Below are 15,352 nucleotides of genomic sequence, written 5' to 3'. Positions count from 1 at the left end.
AAATTTTAAATAAACATAAAGTTTTAATAGTTAACAGTTTTTTTAATTGATTTTATCAATCAAAATCATAAATATATTCAATTTTACTTATTAATGTGCGCGGTCTACATTAAAGATGAAACAAATTATTAGGAGGACAATAATGATTACTGTAGGGGATAAATTTCCTGAATTTAACTTAAAAGCAACAGTCAGTAGTGATGTTCATGGGGCGTTTAAAACGATTTCGAACGAAACCTATCAGGGGAAATGGTTGGTTGTCTTCTTCTGGCCAAAAGACTTTACTTTTGTTTGCCCAACGGAAATTGCTGAGTTTGGAAAATTAAATGGTGAATTTAATGATCGTGATACGCAAGTGTTAGGGGTTAGTATAGATAGTGAGTTTGTCCATTTAGCCTGGAGAAAGCAACATCCCGATTTACATGATCTACCATTTCCAATGTTAGCCGATATAAAGCGAAATTTAAGCCAGTCGCTGGGTATTCTTGACCTTGAGGAAGGCGTAGCACAACGAGCTACATTTATTGTTGATCCTCAGGGTATAACTCGTTTCGTAATGGTTACTGATTTAAACGTAGGGCGTAATCCACAAGAGGTATTACGAGTATTGGATGCATTGCAAACCGATGAACTTTGTCCTTGCAATTGGAAAAAAGGGGAAGAAACTATTCATATCGAATAAATTTGATAATTAATCAACAAGCCTTGGCACAATTTTGTCAAGGCAACTAGGTAGGGGGACAAAATTATGCTTGAAAATATTAAAGAGCAATTACCTGAATTTGCTAAAGATGTACGGATCAATTTAGGCAAGGTGCTTGATTTAACTCAGACGGATGGTTTAAGTGAACAACAAATTGTAGGTAGTGCGCTTGCTGTTGCTTACCATTTAGGAAATCAATCGTTAATTCGCGAGTTATTGGCTTTACCTCATGCAGAGAATATCAGCGAGTCGGCCAAACTTGCGGCCAGCTTGATGGCCATGACTAATGTTTATTATCGCTTCATTCATTTAAGTGAACAACCAGAGTTAGCACAAATTCCTGCAGGTCTTCGCATGCAAGGGATGATGAGTCCAGGAGTGGATCGGGTTAGCTTTGAAGTTTTTTCTCTCGCAGTATCGATATTAAACGGATGTGGTGCTTGTATGAGTGCTCATACTCGTCAACTTAAAGAACATGGGCTTTCAGCACAAGCACTTGCGCGTATTGGACGTATTAGTGCTGTTATTCACAGCACTGCTGTTACTCTTGGATTATAAAATGGTATTGCCCATCGTAAGATGGGCAATAGAATTATTTAATGGGGCCACAGGCGATTCGATCGCCGCCACCGCCCAATGGTGGATTATCGCTATAGTTATCTCCGCCAGCATGGATCATCACAGCTAATCCTTTAAGATCATGGGTTTTTAAACGTGGTGCTAACGTGGGTGTTGTGGCACTGCCATCAGCAGCCACATACAGGATGGGCAAATCACCTAAATGTCCTTCCCCATAAGGGCCTTGGTGACTATTTGTATTCTTAGGATCATAATGAGCCCCGGCGTGCTTACCTTTATCCCCGCAATCGGCATGCTGATGTAAATGAAACCCACGTAAGCCGGGTGGGAGTGCAGACAGGCTGGGTACAATTAGCAACCCATAGTCGGTATCGGTAAAAAGAACCTTACCAATTTCTTTATTGTCGCTTGTGGTAGTAATAATTGCTTGAACTTGAGTAGCATAGCTGTATAAGCTAACAAGAGAAAATAACGTTAAAGTGGCTAGTTTATTCATAATGCTTCCTGCAGTAAAATTTTTAAGATAGTAAACAATTAAGAATCTTGGGTAAATATCTTGTTGTTTTAACATGTGCAATAAGTTTGTGTGCGATTGACAAACTCACTGCAAAAAATTACATCCCTAATTGGTCTTGTTCATCAGGTGTAGTAATAAATGGATTAGTAATTTGAGTGAGTTTTAATTCCTGAACTACCTTTTGAAAAATCTCTGTTTGACTCTTGGAAGAGAACATAGGGACAGGAGTTGGTGTTCGTAGTTGAATTAAATCAGCTGCTCTTAGTATATCTGGATGGAGGAGGAGTCCTGACTGATTTTGTCCTAAAAGTGATCTAACAAATTGATTGGCTTCTTTATTGAAATTAAGGAAGCGTAAAAGTCTGGTAATTATATGATTTTCTGGATTCATAGTGATTCTTAAATGGTTAGTTTGGTCACATTTTATAATTTTAGAGGACAAAGTCAATTCAAATAATTATGATTATCTATTATGGACTGGAACAAATCAGTGTATGTGTTACTGGGTCCTCCTCGAGTAAAGAAGGCATTGGCACTAACTCTAACTGGGTATTAAGCAATACAACTGTCTTGGACGCATCCTCTGGTATTAGAAATTCTCCATTGGATTTAAAATGAATAGTTAAACTGGTCTCTGCAAAGTGATCTGCTTTTTTTGCACTAATAAAACGATTGGTTGGTAATGACGTTTGTTGGATGCTTGCTTGAAGGTTGGGATTGTTATCGTGATAATCTGATTTACTCAGGGAGTAACATCGGCTTTTAAAATTCCAAAATACAATTTCTCCTTCGAAGAGAAGGAACTCACCACCAAACTTGGGTTGGTCTTTAATAAAATGACTTAGACGATAATGATGTTTAGGTTCAACAAAAAAATTAAGGCGTTCGATAGTTTTGTGGGGTTGAAGCATTAATGAAATGCCTGAGTGATTGGTTTGATAGTTTATTGCCCGGCGCAATACAAATAGAAATTCCCCAGCATTTTCATAGGCAACAAAAGCAAAGAAGCCACTTAATTCTTTAGAGTTTACTGGAGAAAAATTTTTCGAGTAAAAAAAAGGGTGGTTTTGTTCGTAAGTTAGGTAATAACAAGTTTGAGTCATGTGCTTTACTTATTTTTTAGACAGACAGTTGAGAGTAATATAAAAAGTAGCTAAAAACAAAACCTCCTCAAGAGAAACCATAAGGTGTGCTAATAATCAATAAAAAGCATTATACTTAAAATTTAATTATCTTTATTGTGAGTAACTCAATGGAATTGAAGATTGATAATACCCCTTTTAAAGCCTTATTTCAGCCACTTGATTTAGGATTTACTCAATTAAAAAATCGTCTGCTGATGGGGTCGATGCATACCGGCTTGGAGGAAGATAAAGAAAGCTTGTTGCGTCTTGCCACTTTTTATAAAGAGCGAGCATTAGGCGGCGCTGGTTTAATAGTGACAGGAGGATTTGCGCCAAATCGTGCGGGTCGCTTGGCCCCGTTTGCTGCTAAATTGACCTCAACCAAAGAGCGACAACGCCATGAATTGATTACGCAAACAGTGCAGGATGCTGGGGGTAAGATTGCCTTGCAAATCTTGCATGCAGGACGCTATGGTTATCATCCTTTTGTTGTTGCCCCAAGTAATTTGAAATCGCCAATTAGCCCTTTCAAACCCTGGGTAATGAGTAAGCGTCGTATTGTGAAAACAATACAACATTTTGCTCGCTGTGCGCGCCTTGCGAAAGAAGCCGGTTATGATGGTGTGGAAATTATGGGAAGTGAAGGCTATCTCATCAATCAATTTATTGTTGCCCATACCAATCAGCGTACGGATGAATGGGGTGGAAGTTTTAGCAATCGCATGCGTTTTCCTGTTGAGATCGTGCGCAGCGTTCGTGCCGCCGTGGGCGATAACTTTATTATTATTTATCGTTTATCCATGCTTGATTTAATTAATGAGGGAAGTAGTTGGGAAGAAGTGGTGCAATTGGCAAAAGCAATTGAAGCAGCAGGGGCGACACTGATTAATACAGGGATAGGCTGGCATGAGGCACGCATTCCAACAATTGCGACCATGGTACCTCCTGCGGCATTTACTCAGATTACTAAAAAACTTAAACCCGAAATCACCATCCCAGTGATTACTTCAAACCGCATTAATACGCCAGAACTTGCAAATAGTTTGCTTGAGGAAGGGGTTGCCGATATGGTTTCAATGGCAAGACCTTTCCTGGCAGATGCTCAATTTCCTCAAAAAGCAAAAATGGGTGATACAAAAGCCATTAATGTCTGTATTGCTTGTAATCAGGCATGTCTTGATCGTGTGTTTGTTAATAAAATTGCTTCTTGTATGGTCAATCCGCGTGCTTGTAATGAAACAGAACTGGTTTATGGAAATGTTAATCAACCCAAACGTATTGCTGTAGTGGGGGCAGGGCCTGCCGGTTTGGCATTCGCTGCTGTTGCCGCTGAGCGAGGACATAAAGTGACCTTGTTTGAAAAAAGTGATGCTTTGGGTGGTCAGTTTAACTTGGCTAAGAAAATTCCAGGCAAAGAAGAATTTCAACATACGATTAATTATTTTTCTCATCAGTTAGAAAATTTTCAAGTTGATATCCGTTTGAAAACCCAAGCGAACAAAGACATCTTGAAAGATTTCGATGAAATTGTTCTGGCAACTGGTATTACCCCTCGAATTCCTAATATTGATGGTATTAAACATGAGAAAGTAATGAGTTATATCGAGTTGATCCAGGGACGGAAAGCACCAGGACAACGGGTAGCAGTTATTGGGGCAGGTGGAATTGGCTTTGATGTGGCTGAATTATTAATGCACAATACGAAAGAAGATGAAGAGCAATTTTATAATGAATGGGGTATTGATATTAAAATGGAACATCGTGGTGGACTAAAAACACCAACAAGAGAACCTCATTCTCGTCAGGTTTATTTATTGCAGCGCAAAAAAGAAAAGCATGGCAAAAATCTTGGTAAAACAACGGGATGGATTCATCGATTAAGTTTAAAACATCGCCATGTCAAAATGCTGTCCGGGGTGCAATACGAACGAATAGACGATGAAGGATTACATTTAAATATCGACGATAAGAAGGAATTGCTCCATGTTGACTCTGTCATAATCTGTGCAGGGCAAAAGGAATTGCGTGAGCTTTATGAGCCTTTGAAGGAAGAGGGTAAATCTGTACATTTAATTGGTGGCGCATTTAAAGCCTTGGAATTAGATGCAAGGCACGCTATCAATCAGGCATGTCGTTTGGCAGCAATTTTATAGTAGTTTGGATCTCGCGGACTAGCCGAGAGATGTAGGGATCGGGAAGCGAATATCAAGTGGCAAGTAGCTTGGTTGACACATTAGTGGCAACCGGGATCCACGACATCCGGATGTTTGCTAAAGCAATCATCCAGGCTACTTTCTTCAAGCTCTCAAACTATTAATGGAGTAGATCTAGATTGCTTTTATTGAATAAGGCTTCTTAATCTCTTACTATTTGCGGATTATTTAACTAAACTAGAAAAATGGAATTTTCATGCTGCGCCTCCCACAACTGTCTTTTTTAACGCTTTCCTTGTTAGCTGCCAGCACGAGCAGTTATGCTGAATTTCACCCGAGTTTATTTCCTTTTATGCCGCGTGTAATAGGCGAGGGTTTTTTTGGTGATGAGACTTTAGGCGAAGCGGATGCGCTGGTGCCAATTTATGGCAATCATGGCGGAATTTTTTACATTGATGGGATGGGTAAGACGGGTGATGACGATGGTTATTTAGGTAGCATTGGTGGAGGCTATCGGGGAATTTATAATGACCGATTTTTATTGGGCGGTTATGTTTTTGGTGATTTTAACCGAGTGGCCCGAGGGCCTCATTTTCCGGTAGTGAATCCAGGTTTGGAGCTTATGACTAGTCTTTGGGACATTCATGTGAATGGATATTTCCCCACCTCCCCGAAACAAAAGGTGCAAGGAGTATTTTTAGGGGAACAATTAGGTACGACGCAATATGTGAGTTTTGCGGGTCATAATCAATTTGATAACTTAATTAATCTGGTTGAAGAAGTAGGGAATGGGGTTGATGGTGAAGTGGGATTAACCTTGCCCATGGCGAGAAACCTTCGTTTTTACACAGGTGGTTATCATTTTTCGTTTAAAGAGTCGCAAGATATCAATGGGGTGATTGGTGGTGTAGAAATGCCGCTGAACAACTATTTCACGGTATCGATACGAGATAGTTATGACAAGGTCCAAAAAAATACGGCGCAATTAACGATTCGTTTAACCTTAGGCGGCATGGACAAAAGTGGCCCCCCAAATGTAGAGAATCGCTTATTAGACCCATTCCGAAGACATTTAGGCACTTGGAATACTGGTTCTGGGATTCCCAGTCAAGAAGCCTATGTGAATACAGGTGTGCGAGTGCTGACACGAGACAACATCTGGTTTTTTAGCAGTGCAGGAACACCTTTTGTCGCGGCAAATGGTTTTAGCAACTGTACTTATGAAAATAATTGTCTGGATACTTCATTTAGTCAAACGACCGTGAACTCGATTGACACTATCTCCCCGAATGCTAATTTTTACTTAGGCTCAGGGAGTTACGGCACATTTAGCGGGACCTCTACCTTTGTCGCACCGCAAGCGGATTTCCTCACAATATTAACTTTAAATCGCGGACAATCACTTTACGGGCGTAGTAATAATTTTACTACTCGAGGTTTACGTATTATAAGGGGTAGTCTTGAGCTTGCAGGAGATAACAATTATGACTCATTACAATTAATTAATAACGATAACGAGTTTGGCGCGGGTTTAATCATCATGGACAGTAGTGATGTCAGAGTTTCTAATTCAATAATCGGCGAAGCTAGTAGAAAGTTAGGTTATAGAGAACCTGTCCTGATTGATAGGGCTCGTGATGTAGTTATTGACAATAGTCGCATAGTGGCTTTTGTAGATAATACAACTGACTCAGATATTAGTGTTAATGGTGTAAGAATTACTGATTCGAATAGAGTAGCATTAAATAATGATGTAATCGTTGTCAGTGCAACTCAGCATGGAGCCGCCGCAGTACAATGTCAAGGTATCTTTGTTATTGATTCACGTTTGATAAATATTATAAATTCGCAATTAAATGTAAAGGTGCAAAATTTGGCGGGCCAAGATGTTACTGCCAGAGGGCTTGTTCTTACTCGTCCATTAAGCGAACCCTTGACCATAAAGAACTCAACATTAAACATCGATGCTATAAGCACAGGGATCGGAACAAGCAGTGCAGTAATGGCAGAGGGCATTTCTAATGCTTCGAGAGTCTCGGTTTTTGATTCGGTAATAACAGTAAATAGCTTAAATGAAACATCAAATGGAAGTAGTAACGCAAAAATCTTTAATTCGGAGGAAAGTTCAACGCTTTTGACTATTACCAGAACTTCAGCTACGGCAAGTGCGAAAGCCACCGGGGAAAATGCCACTGCCAGTGCGTTAGGATTGAGTGTGGGAAGAGAAGCAATAGCGAACCTTGAGAGAGCTAAAATTACTGCCTCAGCTGAAGCTTCATCCACTGCCACTGCAATTGGTATCAATGAAACAGGCTTTTCCATAGAAAAAAGAGCTACTTTGAATTTTGCAGGCATGGATATCAGGAGTGTTGCTGTTGCAAACAATTCGGCAACAGCTAAGGCACTAGTAGCTGAATGGGGTTTAACTGAAGAAGTCGTCAGCTCTAATGGAACTTTTTTACCGTCGACGATTAATGCAGAGGCTAATAGCTCCTTCATTGCTATTGCCGAAGGAGTGGAGTTAGATAACAGTATTTTTACAAATAATGTCAAAGACAATAGAAGTTTTGATACACAAGTTACTTACAATGTGGCAGCTAATGGAAACTTGAGTTCAGCTATTGGTGTTTTGGCATTTAATAATAGCCAGGCCACATTATTTAATTCAGTCCTGAATGTAACAACTAACAATAAACCTGGCATCGATTTCATAAGCTCTCAAAATAGTGTGATTCGAAACTGTAGCTTTTCTGGATTGATCCTCACAGGTACTTGCCCTGTGGTAGGAAAGTAAGGGATGGATGATTACATTGCTGCTTTTAATAGAAACAGTAACTAAAAGTTAGATTTGAATTGTATGCTCTCTTGAGGGGTCACAAATCAATTCATTAATTTGAGTGCGGTCATCATCGCTCAAGGTTGGTAACGCTTGTTTAATTTTATCAGGAGTATCTATTTTTAACGCATCAAATAGAAACAAAAGGCACCGTTTAGACTCCTCATCTTCGGCAGATATGTAGGCTGAGGCTAGATGGTCTAATGGCGTGATCCCAACACCTGGATGATCAATATCATCAATTGCATTTGCAGAGAAGTCAGCTCCATAATCAATTAATTTTTGTAGGAAATCATTAGAAGGATACTTATCTGGGAAGGTTTGTTCATCACCAAATAACAAATGTATGGGTGTGGTACCGTTTTCTGTGGGAGCATTAAGAGCGGCTCCCGCTTCTATCAAAATCAACATAGCCGTATGATGTGACTGCGCAGCAAAAAAATGTAAAAGAGTTTGTCCAAAATCTCCCTTTTGAGATAATTTATTGGCTGCAGAGAGGGTTTTCATTTTATTTATAAAGTCGAGGGAACTGGCCAGCTCTGCTTCTAAACCTGCTTTTTTGGCTATTGGTCGTAAATTTTCGATATAGGAAGAAATCTGTATAATTTGTTGAGAATCCTCCGAGTGTTGTTGAATATGGGTCACGATCAGATCGGCAATAATGGCAGGATTTTGTCCTTCTAATATGTCTTTAAAATTGGATATTCGGCCATCGTTGAGTAGAAAATTTTCAGTTTTATAGACGTCAAGAAAAGAGAAGCTAGGAACTTCCTCTTCCGTTAATTTTCCTTCAACAACTAATTTATAGGTATTTTCTGCAATCTTTTCTAATTCCGTATAACGCTTTTCAAAAAAAGAGCCAAAAGTATCCAAACCCTCGGTTTTTGCTCGTTTTTCAATTTGCTGTGAGGTTTCTGGACCCTCTTCCATTCTTTGATGTGTTTTTTTCGGTTGTTTATTTTCTTCATCCTTAGCCATAATTTCTCCAATATAATTTTGCAAGAAATTCTCTAATAATTAATAGTTCCACCTGGTTGTTTTTTCAAATGAGGTTAACTAAGCGATTTAATAGACCAATCATTGAATAACACATGTTAATCTCATACTATTTGCGGATTATTTAACTAAACTAGAAAAATGGAATTTTCATGCTGCGCCTCCCACAACTGTCTTTTTTAACGCTTTCCTTGTTAGCTGCCAGCACGAGCAGTTATGCTGAATTTCACCCGAGTTTATTTCCTTTTATGCCGCGCGTAATAGGCGAGGGTTTTTTTGGTGATGAGACTTTAGGCGAGGCGGATGCGCTGGTGCCAATTTATGGCAATCATGGCGGAATTTTTTACATTGATGGGATGGGTAAGACGGGTGATGACGATGGTTATTTAGGTAGCATTGGTGGAGGCTATCGGGGAATTTATAATGACCGATTTTTATTGGGCGGTTATGTTTTTGGTGATTTTAACCGAGTGGCTCGAGGCCCTCATTTTCCGGTAGTGAATCCAGGTTTGGAGCTTATGACTAGTCTTTGGGACATTCATGTGAATGGATATTTCCCCACCTCCCCGAAACAAAAGGTGCAAGGAGTATTTTTAGGGGAACAATTAGGTACGACGCAATATGTGAGTTTTGCGGGTCATAATCAATTTGATAACTTAATTAATCTGGTTGAAGAAGTAGGGAATGGGGTTGATGGTGAAGTGGGATTAACCTTGCCCATGGCGAGAAACCTTCGTTTTTACACAGGTGGTTATCATTTTTCGTTTAAAGAGTCGCAAGATATCAATGGGGTGATTGGTGGTGTAGAAATGCCGCTGAACAACTATTTCACGGTATCGATACGAGATAGTTATGACAAGGTCCAAAAAAATACGGCGCAATTAACGATTCGTTTAACCTTAGGCGGCATGGACAAAAGTGGCCCCCCAAATGTAGAGAATCGCTTATTAGACCCATTCCGAAGACATTTAGGCACTTGGAATACTGGTTCTGGGATTCCCAGTCAAGAAGCCTATGTGAATACAGGTGTGCGAGTGCTGACACGAGACAACATCTGGTTTTTTAGCAGTGCAGGAACACCTTTTGTCGCGGCAAATGGTTTTAGCAACTGTACTTATGAAAATAATTGTCTGGATACTTCATTTAGTCAAACGACCGTGAACTCGATTGACACTATCTCCCCGAATGCTAATTTTTACTTAAGCTCAGGAAGTTATGGCACATTTAGCGGTGCTTCTACCTTTGTTGCCCCAGAAGCGGATTTTCTCACAGTATTGACTTTAAATCGCGGACAATCACTTTACGGGCGTAGTATTGGTTTTGCTACAAGCCAACTACGTATTGTAGAAGGCAGCATGGAGCTTACCGGAGGTAATACGTATGATTCACTTTTTCTTATCAATAATAATAGTGAATTTTTTAATGGATTAATCATTACAGGTTCTAACGTCAGAATTGCTAATTCTGTGATTGGGGGGACCAGTAATTTCCGTGGTTATAAAAGAGCAGTATTTGTGAATGAGGCACAAGATGTCGTTATCGAGAACAGCCGGCTTGAGGCGTTTGTAGATAATGTCGTGAATACAAACATTATTGCAACAGGTATCTCAATAGTAGATTCAAAAGGGGTACAACTGATTAATGACACCATAAACGTCAATGCAACCCAACGCGCTGCCAACACTATCAGCGGTCGAGGAATAATAATAGATGGTGATGATACAGGCAGTATAAAAGTACTGAACTCGCAGGCAAATGTGCAAGTAACAAACGCTGCAGGTGTCGATGCGATAGCCCAAGGAATCGTTATTGACGATTTAGATTTTAATATTAAACCGAATATCCTTAACTCCACAATAAATGTTAATGCTACTAGTACTGGTAATGGCATAGGAAGTACAAGTGTAGCTCAAGGAATCCTTGTCCAGAGTGGTCAAGTAAATGTGGAAGACTCTCTGGTACGTGTGAATAGTTTAAATGAAACTGCAAATGGGGTTAGTCATGCACTTGGATATAATGTTGTAAATGTCTTTACAACGTTAAGGCTCTTTAGAACAAATGCAAATGTGACTGCTGAATCCCGAGGAGACAATTCGTCGGCGAATTCTATAGGATTGACAGTTAACGAGCGGGCAATAGCAAGTCTAGAGCAGACACAAATTAACGCATCATCTCAAGCAAGACTCCTTGCAATAACAACTGGAATAAACGCTGTCGGCATTTCAACTTTTAATAAGGCTACTGTGAGTTTTGCGGGAGTAGATATAACCAGCGAAGCCTCGGCAAATGTGGCAAGAGCTATAGCGATTAGAGGAAGCAATGGTTTGATTAGTGAAACTGCAAGTATCAATGGTTCTGTCCTAGCTTCGAATTTTACAGCAACAGCCAATGGTTTATCGTCAGCTTTTGCTGAAGGTTTGAACTTAAATCAAAGTGAGTTTAAGAATTTAATCGTTGCGCTGAAATTTTTTCGTGCAGACACGTATACGGTAGCTGCTACAGGAGCGGATGCAACTGCTGTAGGGATTGAAGCTGCAAATAGTAGTATAGCGATATTAGCGTTTCCTAACCTTGAGGTGAATAATAATGCTGTAGAGGGAGTCGATTTTCTAAGCTCCACAGGGAGTGAAATTAGGCTCTGTAGTTTCTTAGGATTTGCATTGTCAGGGGAATGTCCATTAGTAGGTAACTGATTTTAAAATGCCCTAAAAGTGATTAATTTTTATGAGCGCTTTGCTCAGCAGGAAAAATAGAAAAGTATAATTTAAGGAAAGGTAATGACTAAAGTTGTTTTGTATCAAGATGGTTCTGTAGATGATTACATTGCGTTATGCTATCTTGCAGCGCTGTCTCGTCAGTCAAAGATAAAATTAGTCGGTGTAATGACAGCGGGTACTGGCGAGGTTGATGCCAAATGTGGCCTGCAAAATGTCGCTGCTGTTTGTAATGCATTGAATCTTCAAGGGATCGCTCTGGGGCAGGGCGAAGACAAACGAATTAATCCTGACTACGGTCAAAGCTTTCCCGACTACATCCGTTCATTTATAGATACCTTGCCTTCTCTTGTTGGGCTCAATGGAAAAACTATAAATGAACAGGTTCCAGATGTGGTTGAAAGTCTCCATCAAATTATATCTCAAAGTGAAGATCCTATTCTTATTATTGCTACAGGACCATTAACTGATTTAGATCGATTGTTCAAGACATATCCTGAGGATAAAAAGAAGGTAAAAATTAGTCTTATGGGTGGTGCAATTCATATTGCTGGAAATATTAAGGATCTTGATCCTAAAATCCCTAATGATGTTGCAGAATGGAATATTTTTGCCGATATTGCTGCTGCTAGAAACGTTATTGCATCAGGAGTTCCTCTGCTGATGGTGCCTCTTGATGTCACAAAATATATCCGTGTGACGCAAGAGTTCTACAATCAATTGGCCGAAATGGCTGGAAAAGATTCTGAAGGTGCTGTGGGATTAATGTATGAGTTAATCACAGCGTTAAAAAATGCGTTTGAAAAAGAACATCCAGAAATTAGTTTCTTTGAAGTGTATTATCTTTGGGATCCCTTTGCGGCTATGGTGGCATTAGATTCTCAATTTGCAAAAATCGAGGAAAAATATATTCAAGTCAACCTTGCAACGGGAAAAACAGAGGAAGTTGCAGAGCTAAGTGAGGGTGTTGGACGTATACGCGTGGCGATGGATATTGCTAAGCCTGCTACGGAAATTTTGAAGCATTTGTTAGACGTGGTTGCTTCTTTAGCACCTCCGGAAATACAGGCTAAAAAATCAAATGTACCCTCGTTTACGCTTTTCGGTAAGACTGGAAGCTCTGAGGATTCTCTAGAGAAAGGTCATATTCCCAGTCTCCAATAATCCAAACATCCATGATTGGTACACTACTTCAATCCGAGGTTAAAAGATGAAATTTGATGTCTTGGTACTTGGTGGTGGCATTATCGGTGTATCCGTTGCCACGCATTTGCAAATGCGTGGCCGTTCGGTGGCTCTCATCGATTTAAAATTGCCAGGCAGTGAAACGTCGTTTGGTAATGCCGGTCTAATCCAACGAGAAGGCGTTTATCCTTATGGATTTCCAAGGGATTGGTCTTCTTTAATCAGGTACGCATTTAATCGTTCGCCCGAAGTTAGGTATCACCCAGGAACAATACTCAAGCTTGCTCCTTTTTTGTGGAAATATTGGTTTAATTCCCATCCTTCGCGTCATGCCGAGATTGCTCGCTCCTATGCCACTTTAATTGAGCATAGCGTTACAGAGCATCATCAAATGGCAAATGCCGCTGGAGCAAGCCATCTATTACGCTCTGAGGGATGGCTTAAAGTATTTAGAACCGCAAAAGTTCAAGAGACAGAAACCAAGTTTGCGCAGAAGTGCCAAACGGAGTATGGAATTCGATTTGAATATGTGGATGCTGCTTCACTGCGTCATCTTGAACCCAATCTCGATCATTCATTGATAGGCGCTTTGCGATACATTGAATCTGAGAGTGTGAGTGATCCAGGCGCGTTGGTGAAAAGCTATGCAAATTATTTTGAACAGATAGGCGGTCGCTTTTTCTTTGGGAATGCAAATAATTTATCTGAGCAATGGACACTCAAAACAAATGAAGGACAAATACAGGCCGATTCTGCTGTCATCACTCTTGGACCCTGGTCAGACACACTGCTTTCACGTTTTGGCTACAGGTTTCCGCTGGCAGTCAAACGAGGATATCATATGCATTATGAGGCGAAACCGGAAACTAAACTCATTCATCCTGTGTTGGATATTGAGAATGGTTATTTAATAACCCCTATGGCAAAAGGTATTCGTCTCACTACAGGGGCTGAGTTTGCAAAACGTGATTCAAAAAAAACACCGGTGCAATTGAATATAGTAGAGCCTATTGCGCGCCAGCTTTTTCCCATTACAAAACGTCTCGATGAAATCCCTTGGATGGGATGTCGCCCGTGTACGCCTGATATGCTGCCAGTTATTGGACCCGCACCCAAACATCCCAAACTCTGGTTTGCTTTTGGACATGCTCATCATGGCCTAACCTTAGGACCTGTCACTGGGCGATTGTTGGCACAGATGATCACGGGTGAAGAGTTGATAACTAATCCTTCACCATTTTGTGCGAGTCGTTTTAAACATTATAGAAATCGTAAAAGATCCTAGATATATATTGCTCCAACTGGATGCCTCGGACAAGCCGAGGCAGGTAGAAAATATTCCAAACAGTTTGAGCATGTCTAAAGTTTCTTACAGCATACCTTTTATGCAAAGTCTCTTAAATGGAGTTGCCACCCTACGTGCCTCGGCTTGTCCGAGGCATCCACAAGATGGACTAGCACGGTGAGTGCATAGCCCGACATGCTATTCCAAACAGTTTTGAGCGATGCCCAAAGTTTCTTGCAACATACCTTCTATATTAAGTCTTCCTTAATGCAAAGACGTTAATATTGTCTCACTTTGATAAAAAATTAATCAATACGCAAAACTTAATTTTGGAGTTTACTATGTTAGCTGTTAACCAAATTCAAGACACTTTAACTGAACATAAAGCCATTCAAGAAATGCTAGATACTGAGAAAAATTATAACGATGCATTAGACAGACTGCTTATGGTTCCCTCTGAACTCATGCCTGATAATGTGCTTTTTGCCCAATTAAAAAATTATCTTCCTCAGTTAAAAAATATTTCTGATATGTTATTGAAGAATGTCACAATGTCTTTGGGTAATGACATAGATCCTTCAGCGCTCAATCAGTTAAAAGCACAACGTACACAATTACTAAAAGCTTTTTTTACTCTCTATCAAGATTATGCAAGATGGTATGAGACTTATGCCAAAGAGGTGGCAATAAATCCTCGAAAATTCATGGGCTTGGATCTCTATCTTTCTGAAAGCCATGCAAGCAAATTAGGTCTTTCAGATTATCTTATTCAACCTTTTCAACGCGGTCCCCGCTATAATCTCCTCGTTATAGCTGCAATTGAATATAACAATAAATTACCCAGTGATGACTCGACAAAACTTTCTGATGAAAGTATTGCTGATCTTGTAAAGATAAGAGACGTTATTAGAGACTATTTAAAGGCTGCTAATTCCTCAATGTCTACTCCACAAGCAACAGCCAAAGCCTATCAATTTGGCGATTACACTTGGGCAGCACTTAATTTTCTCAGCGAGTATGTAAAAAGCCAAGAAAGTCAGACTATGAATGTCAAAACTTCTCCTGCTTCAGGACATAAAAGTGGGTACAAATTTGGTAATGTTTCACGAGCAATATGGACTTCTATATGGAGTAAACCTGAAGTGGAAAAAACTTCTGAAACAGAAGAAGTAGAGAGCACAGCCTCATCTGAGGAAGAGTTAGAAAGTGAAGGGTTTGTTATGCTAAATCCTACAAAGCAAGGCTAGCTTGTGAATAAGC

The 15,352-nt window shown here is 39.9% G+C and carries 12 protein-coding genes; 8 read left to right on the top strand and 4 right to left on the bottom strand.

The window, feature by feature from the left end; translation table 11 throughout:
• Positions 1–142 precede the first annotated feature (142 nt).
• Entirely contained in the window at positions 143–682 is a 540-nt protein-coding gene (locus LHA_RS11075; RefSeq protein WP_045106599.1) for a peroxiredoxin, read from the top strand.
• A gap of 66 nt (positions 683–748) precedes the next feature.
• On the top strand, positions 749–1,261 hold the full coding sequence (locus LHA_RS11070; RefSeq protein WP_052673698.1) for a carboxymuconolactone decarboxylase family protein: 513 nt from the start codon (positions 749–751) through the stop codon (positions 1,259–1,261).
• A gap of 34 nt (positions 1,262–1,295) precedes the next feature.
• On the opposite strand, the gene LHA_RS11065 is transcribed toward LHA_RS11070, so the two are convergent.
• The 3 genes from LHA_RS11065 to LHA_RS11055 form a co-directional block, all read right to left on the bottom strand.
• Positions 1,296–1,778: a superoxide dismutase family protein gene (locus tag LHA_RS11065; RefSeq protein ID WP_045107553.1), complete on the bottom strand. Its 483-nt coding sequence runs from the start codon at positions 1,776–1,778 to the stop codon at positions 1,296–1,298.
• A gap of 118 nt (positions 1,779–1,896) precedes the next feature.
• Positions 1,897–2,190, bottom strand: a complete 294-nt coding sequence (locus LHA_RS11060; RefSeq protein ID WP_045106597.1) for a hypothetical protein — start codon at positions 2,188–2,190, stop codon at positions 1,897–1,899.
• A 79-nt stretch (positions 2,191–2,269) separates the two neighbouring features.
• Complete coding sequence (locus LHA_RS11055) at positions 2,270–2,902, bottom strand: hypothetical protein (protein WP_045106596.1); 633 nt, start codon at positions 2,900–2,902, stop codon at positions 2,270–2,272.
• Positions 2,903–3,051: 149 nt separating this feature from the next.
• Between LHA_RS11055 and LHA_RS11050 the strand changes: the two genes are divergently transcribed.
• Positions 3,052–5,076: an NADPH-dependent 2,4-dienoyl-CoA reductase gene (locus tag LHA_RS11050; protein ID WP_045106595.1), complete on the top strand. Its 2,025-nt coding sequence runs from the start codon at positions 3,052–3,054 to the stop codon at positions 5,074–5,076.
• Between the two features lie 256 nt (positions 5,077–5,332).
• On the top strand, positions 5,333–7,870 hold the full coding sequence (locus LHA_RS11045) for an inverse autotransporter beta-barrel domain-containing protein (RefSeq protein WP_045106594.1): 2,538 nt from the start codon (positions 5,333–5,335) through the stop codon (positions 7,868–7,870).
• Positions 7,871–7,918: 48 nt separating this feature from the next.
• Here the strand turns inward: LHA_RS11045 and LHA_RS11040 are convergent, their stop codons facing one another.
• Positions 7,919–8,890 carry an ankyrin repeat domain-containing protein gene (locus LHA_RS11040; RefSeq protein ID WP_045106593.1) on the bottom strand — a complete coding sequence of 324 codons (972 nt, stop codon included), beginning with the start codon at positions 8,888–8,890 and terminating at the stop codon, positions 7,919–7,921.
• Positions 8,891–9,060: 170 nt separating this feature from the next.
• On the opposite strand from LHA_RS11040, the gene LHA_RS11035 reads away from it, so the two are divergent.
• The 4 genes from LHA_RS11035 to LHA_RS11020 all read left to right on the top strand — a co-directional run bounded on the left by LHA_RS11035 (position 9,061) and on the right by LHA_RS11020 (position 15,339).
• Positions 9,061–11,601 carry an inverse autotransporter beta-barrel domain-containing protein gene (locus LHA_RS11035; protein WP_045106592.1) on the top strand — a complete coding sequence of 847 codons (2,541 nt, stop codon included), beginning with the start codon at positions 9,061–9,063 and terminating at the stop codon, positions 11,599–11,601.
• Between the two features lie 84 nt (positions 11,602–11,685).
• On the top strand, positions 11,686–12,786 hold the full coding sequence (locus LHA_RS11030) for a nucleoside hydrolase (RefSeq protein ID WP_045106591.1): 1,101 nt from the start codon (positions 11,686–11,688) through the stop codon (positions 12,784–12,786).
• 46 nt (positions 12,787–12,832) lie between these two features.
• Positions 12,833–14,092 carry an NAD(P)/FAD-dependent oxidoreductase gene (locus LHA_RS11025; protein WP_045106590.1) on the top strand — a complete coding sequence of 420 codons (1,260 nt, stop codon included), beginning with the start codon at positions 12,833–12,835 and terminating at the stop codon, positions 14,090–14,092.
• Positions 14,093–14,433: 341 nt separating this feature from the next.
• Positions 14,434–15,339: a RhoGEF domain-containing protein gene (locus LHA_RS11020; RefSeq protein WP_045106589.1), complete on the top strand. Its 906-nt coding sequence runs from the start codon at positions 14,434–14,436 to the stop codon at positions 15,337–15,339.
• Positions 15,340–15,352 lie beyond the last annotated feature (13 nt).

The organism is Legionella hackeliae (genome assembly GCF_000953655.1).
Classification (GTDB): Bacteria; Pseudomonadota; Gammaproteobacteria; order Legionellales; family Legionellaceae; genus Tatlockia; species Tatlockia hackeliae.
Note: the sequence above shows the minus strand (reverse complement) of the source record. Positions and strands in the feature narration are given on the sequence as shown.

Excerpts from the sequence above, each read along its gene's own strand:
- LHA_RS11075 (WP_045106599.1), top strand. The coding sequence starts at position 143 with ATGATTACTGTAGGGGATAAATTTCCTGAATTTAACTTAAAAGCAACA.
- LHA_RS11070 (WP_052673698.1), top strand. The coding sequence starts at position 749 with ATGCTTGAAAATATTAAAGAGCAATTACCTGAATTTGCTAAAGATGTA.
- LHA_RS11065 (WP_045107553.1), bottom strand. The coding sequence starts at position 1,778 with ATGAATAAACTAGCCACTTTAACGTTATTTTCTCTTGTTAGCTTATAC.
- LHA_RS11060 (WP_045106597.1), bottom strand. The coding sequence starts at position 2,190 with ATGAATCCAGAAAATCATATAATTACCAGACTTTTACGCTTCCTTAAT.
- LHA_RS11055 (WP_045106596.1), bottom strand. The coding sequence starts at position 2,902 with ATGACTCAAACTTGTTATTACCTAACTTACGAACAAAACCACCCTTTT.
- LHA_RS11050 (WP_045106595.1), top strand. The coding sequence starts at position 3,052 with ATGGAATTGAAGATTGATAATACCCCTTTTAAAGCCTTATTTCAGCCA.
- LHA_RS11045 (WP_045106594.1), top strand. The coding sequence starts at position 5,333 with ATGCTGCGCCTCCCACAACTGTCTTTTTTAACGCTTTCCTTGTTAGCT.
- LHA_RS11040 (WP_045106593.1), bottom strand. The coding sequence starts at position 8,890 with ATGGCTAAGGATGAAGAAAATAAACAACCGAAAAAAACACATCAAAGA.
- LHA_RS11035 (WP_045106592.1), top strand. The coding sequence starts at position 9,061 with ATGCTGCGCCTCCCACAACTGTCTTTTTTAACGCTTTCCTTGTTAGCT.
- LHA_RS11030 (WP_045106591.1), top strand. The coding sequence starts at position 11,686 with ATGACTAAAGTTGTTTTGTATCAAGATGGTTCTGTAGATGATTACATT.
- LHA_RS11025 (WP_045106590.1), top strand. The coding sequence starts at position 12,833 with ATGAAATTTGATGTCTTGGTACTTGGTGGTGGCATTATCGGTGTATCC.
- LHA_RS11020 (WP_045106589.1), top strand. The coding sequence starts at position 14,434 with ATGTTAGCTGTTAACCAAATTCAAGACACTTTAACTGAACATAAAGCC.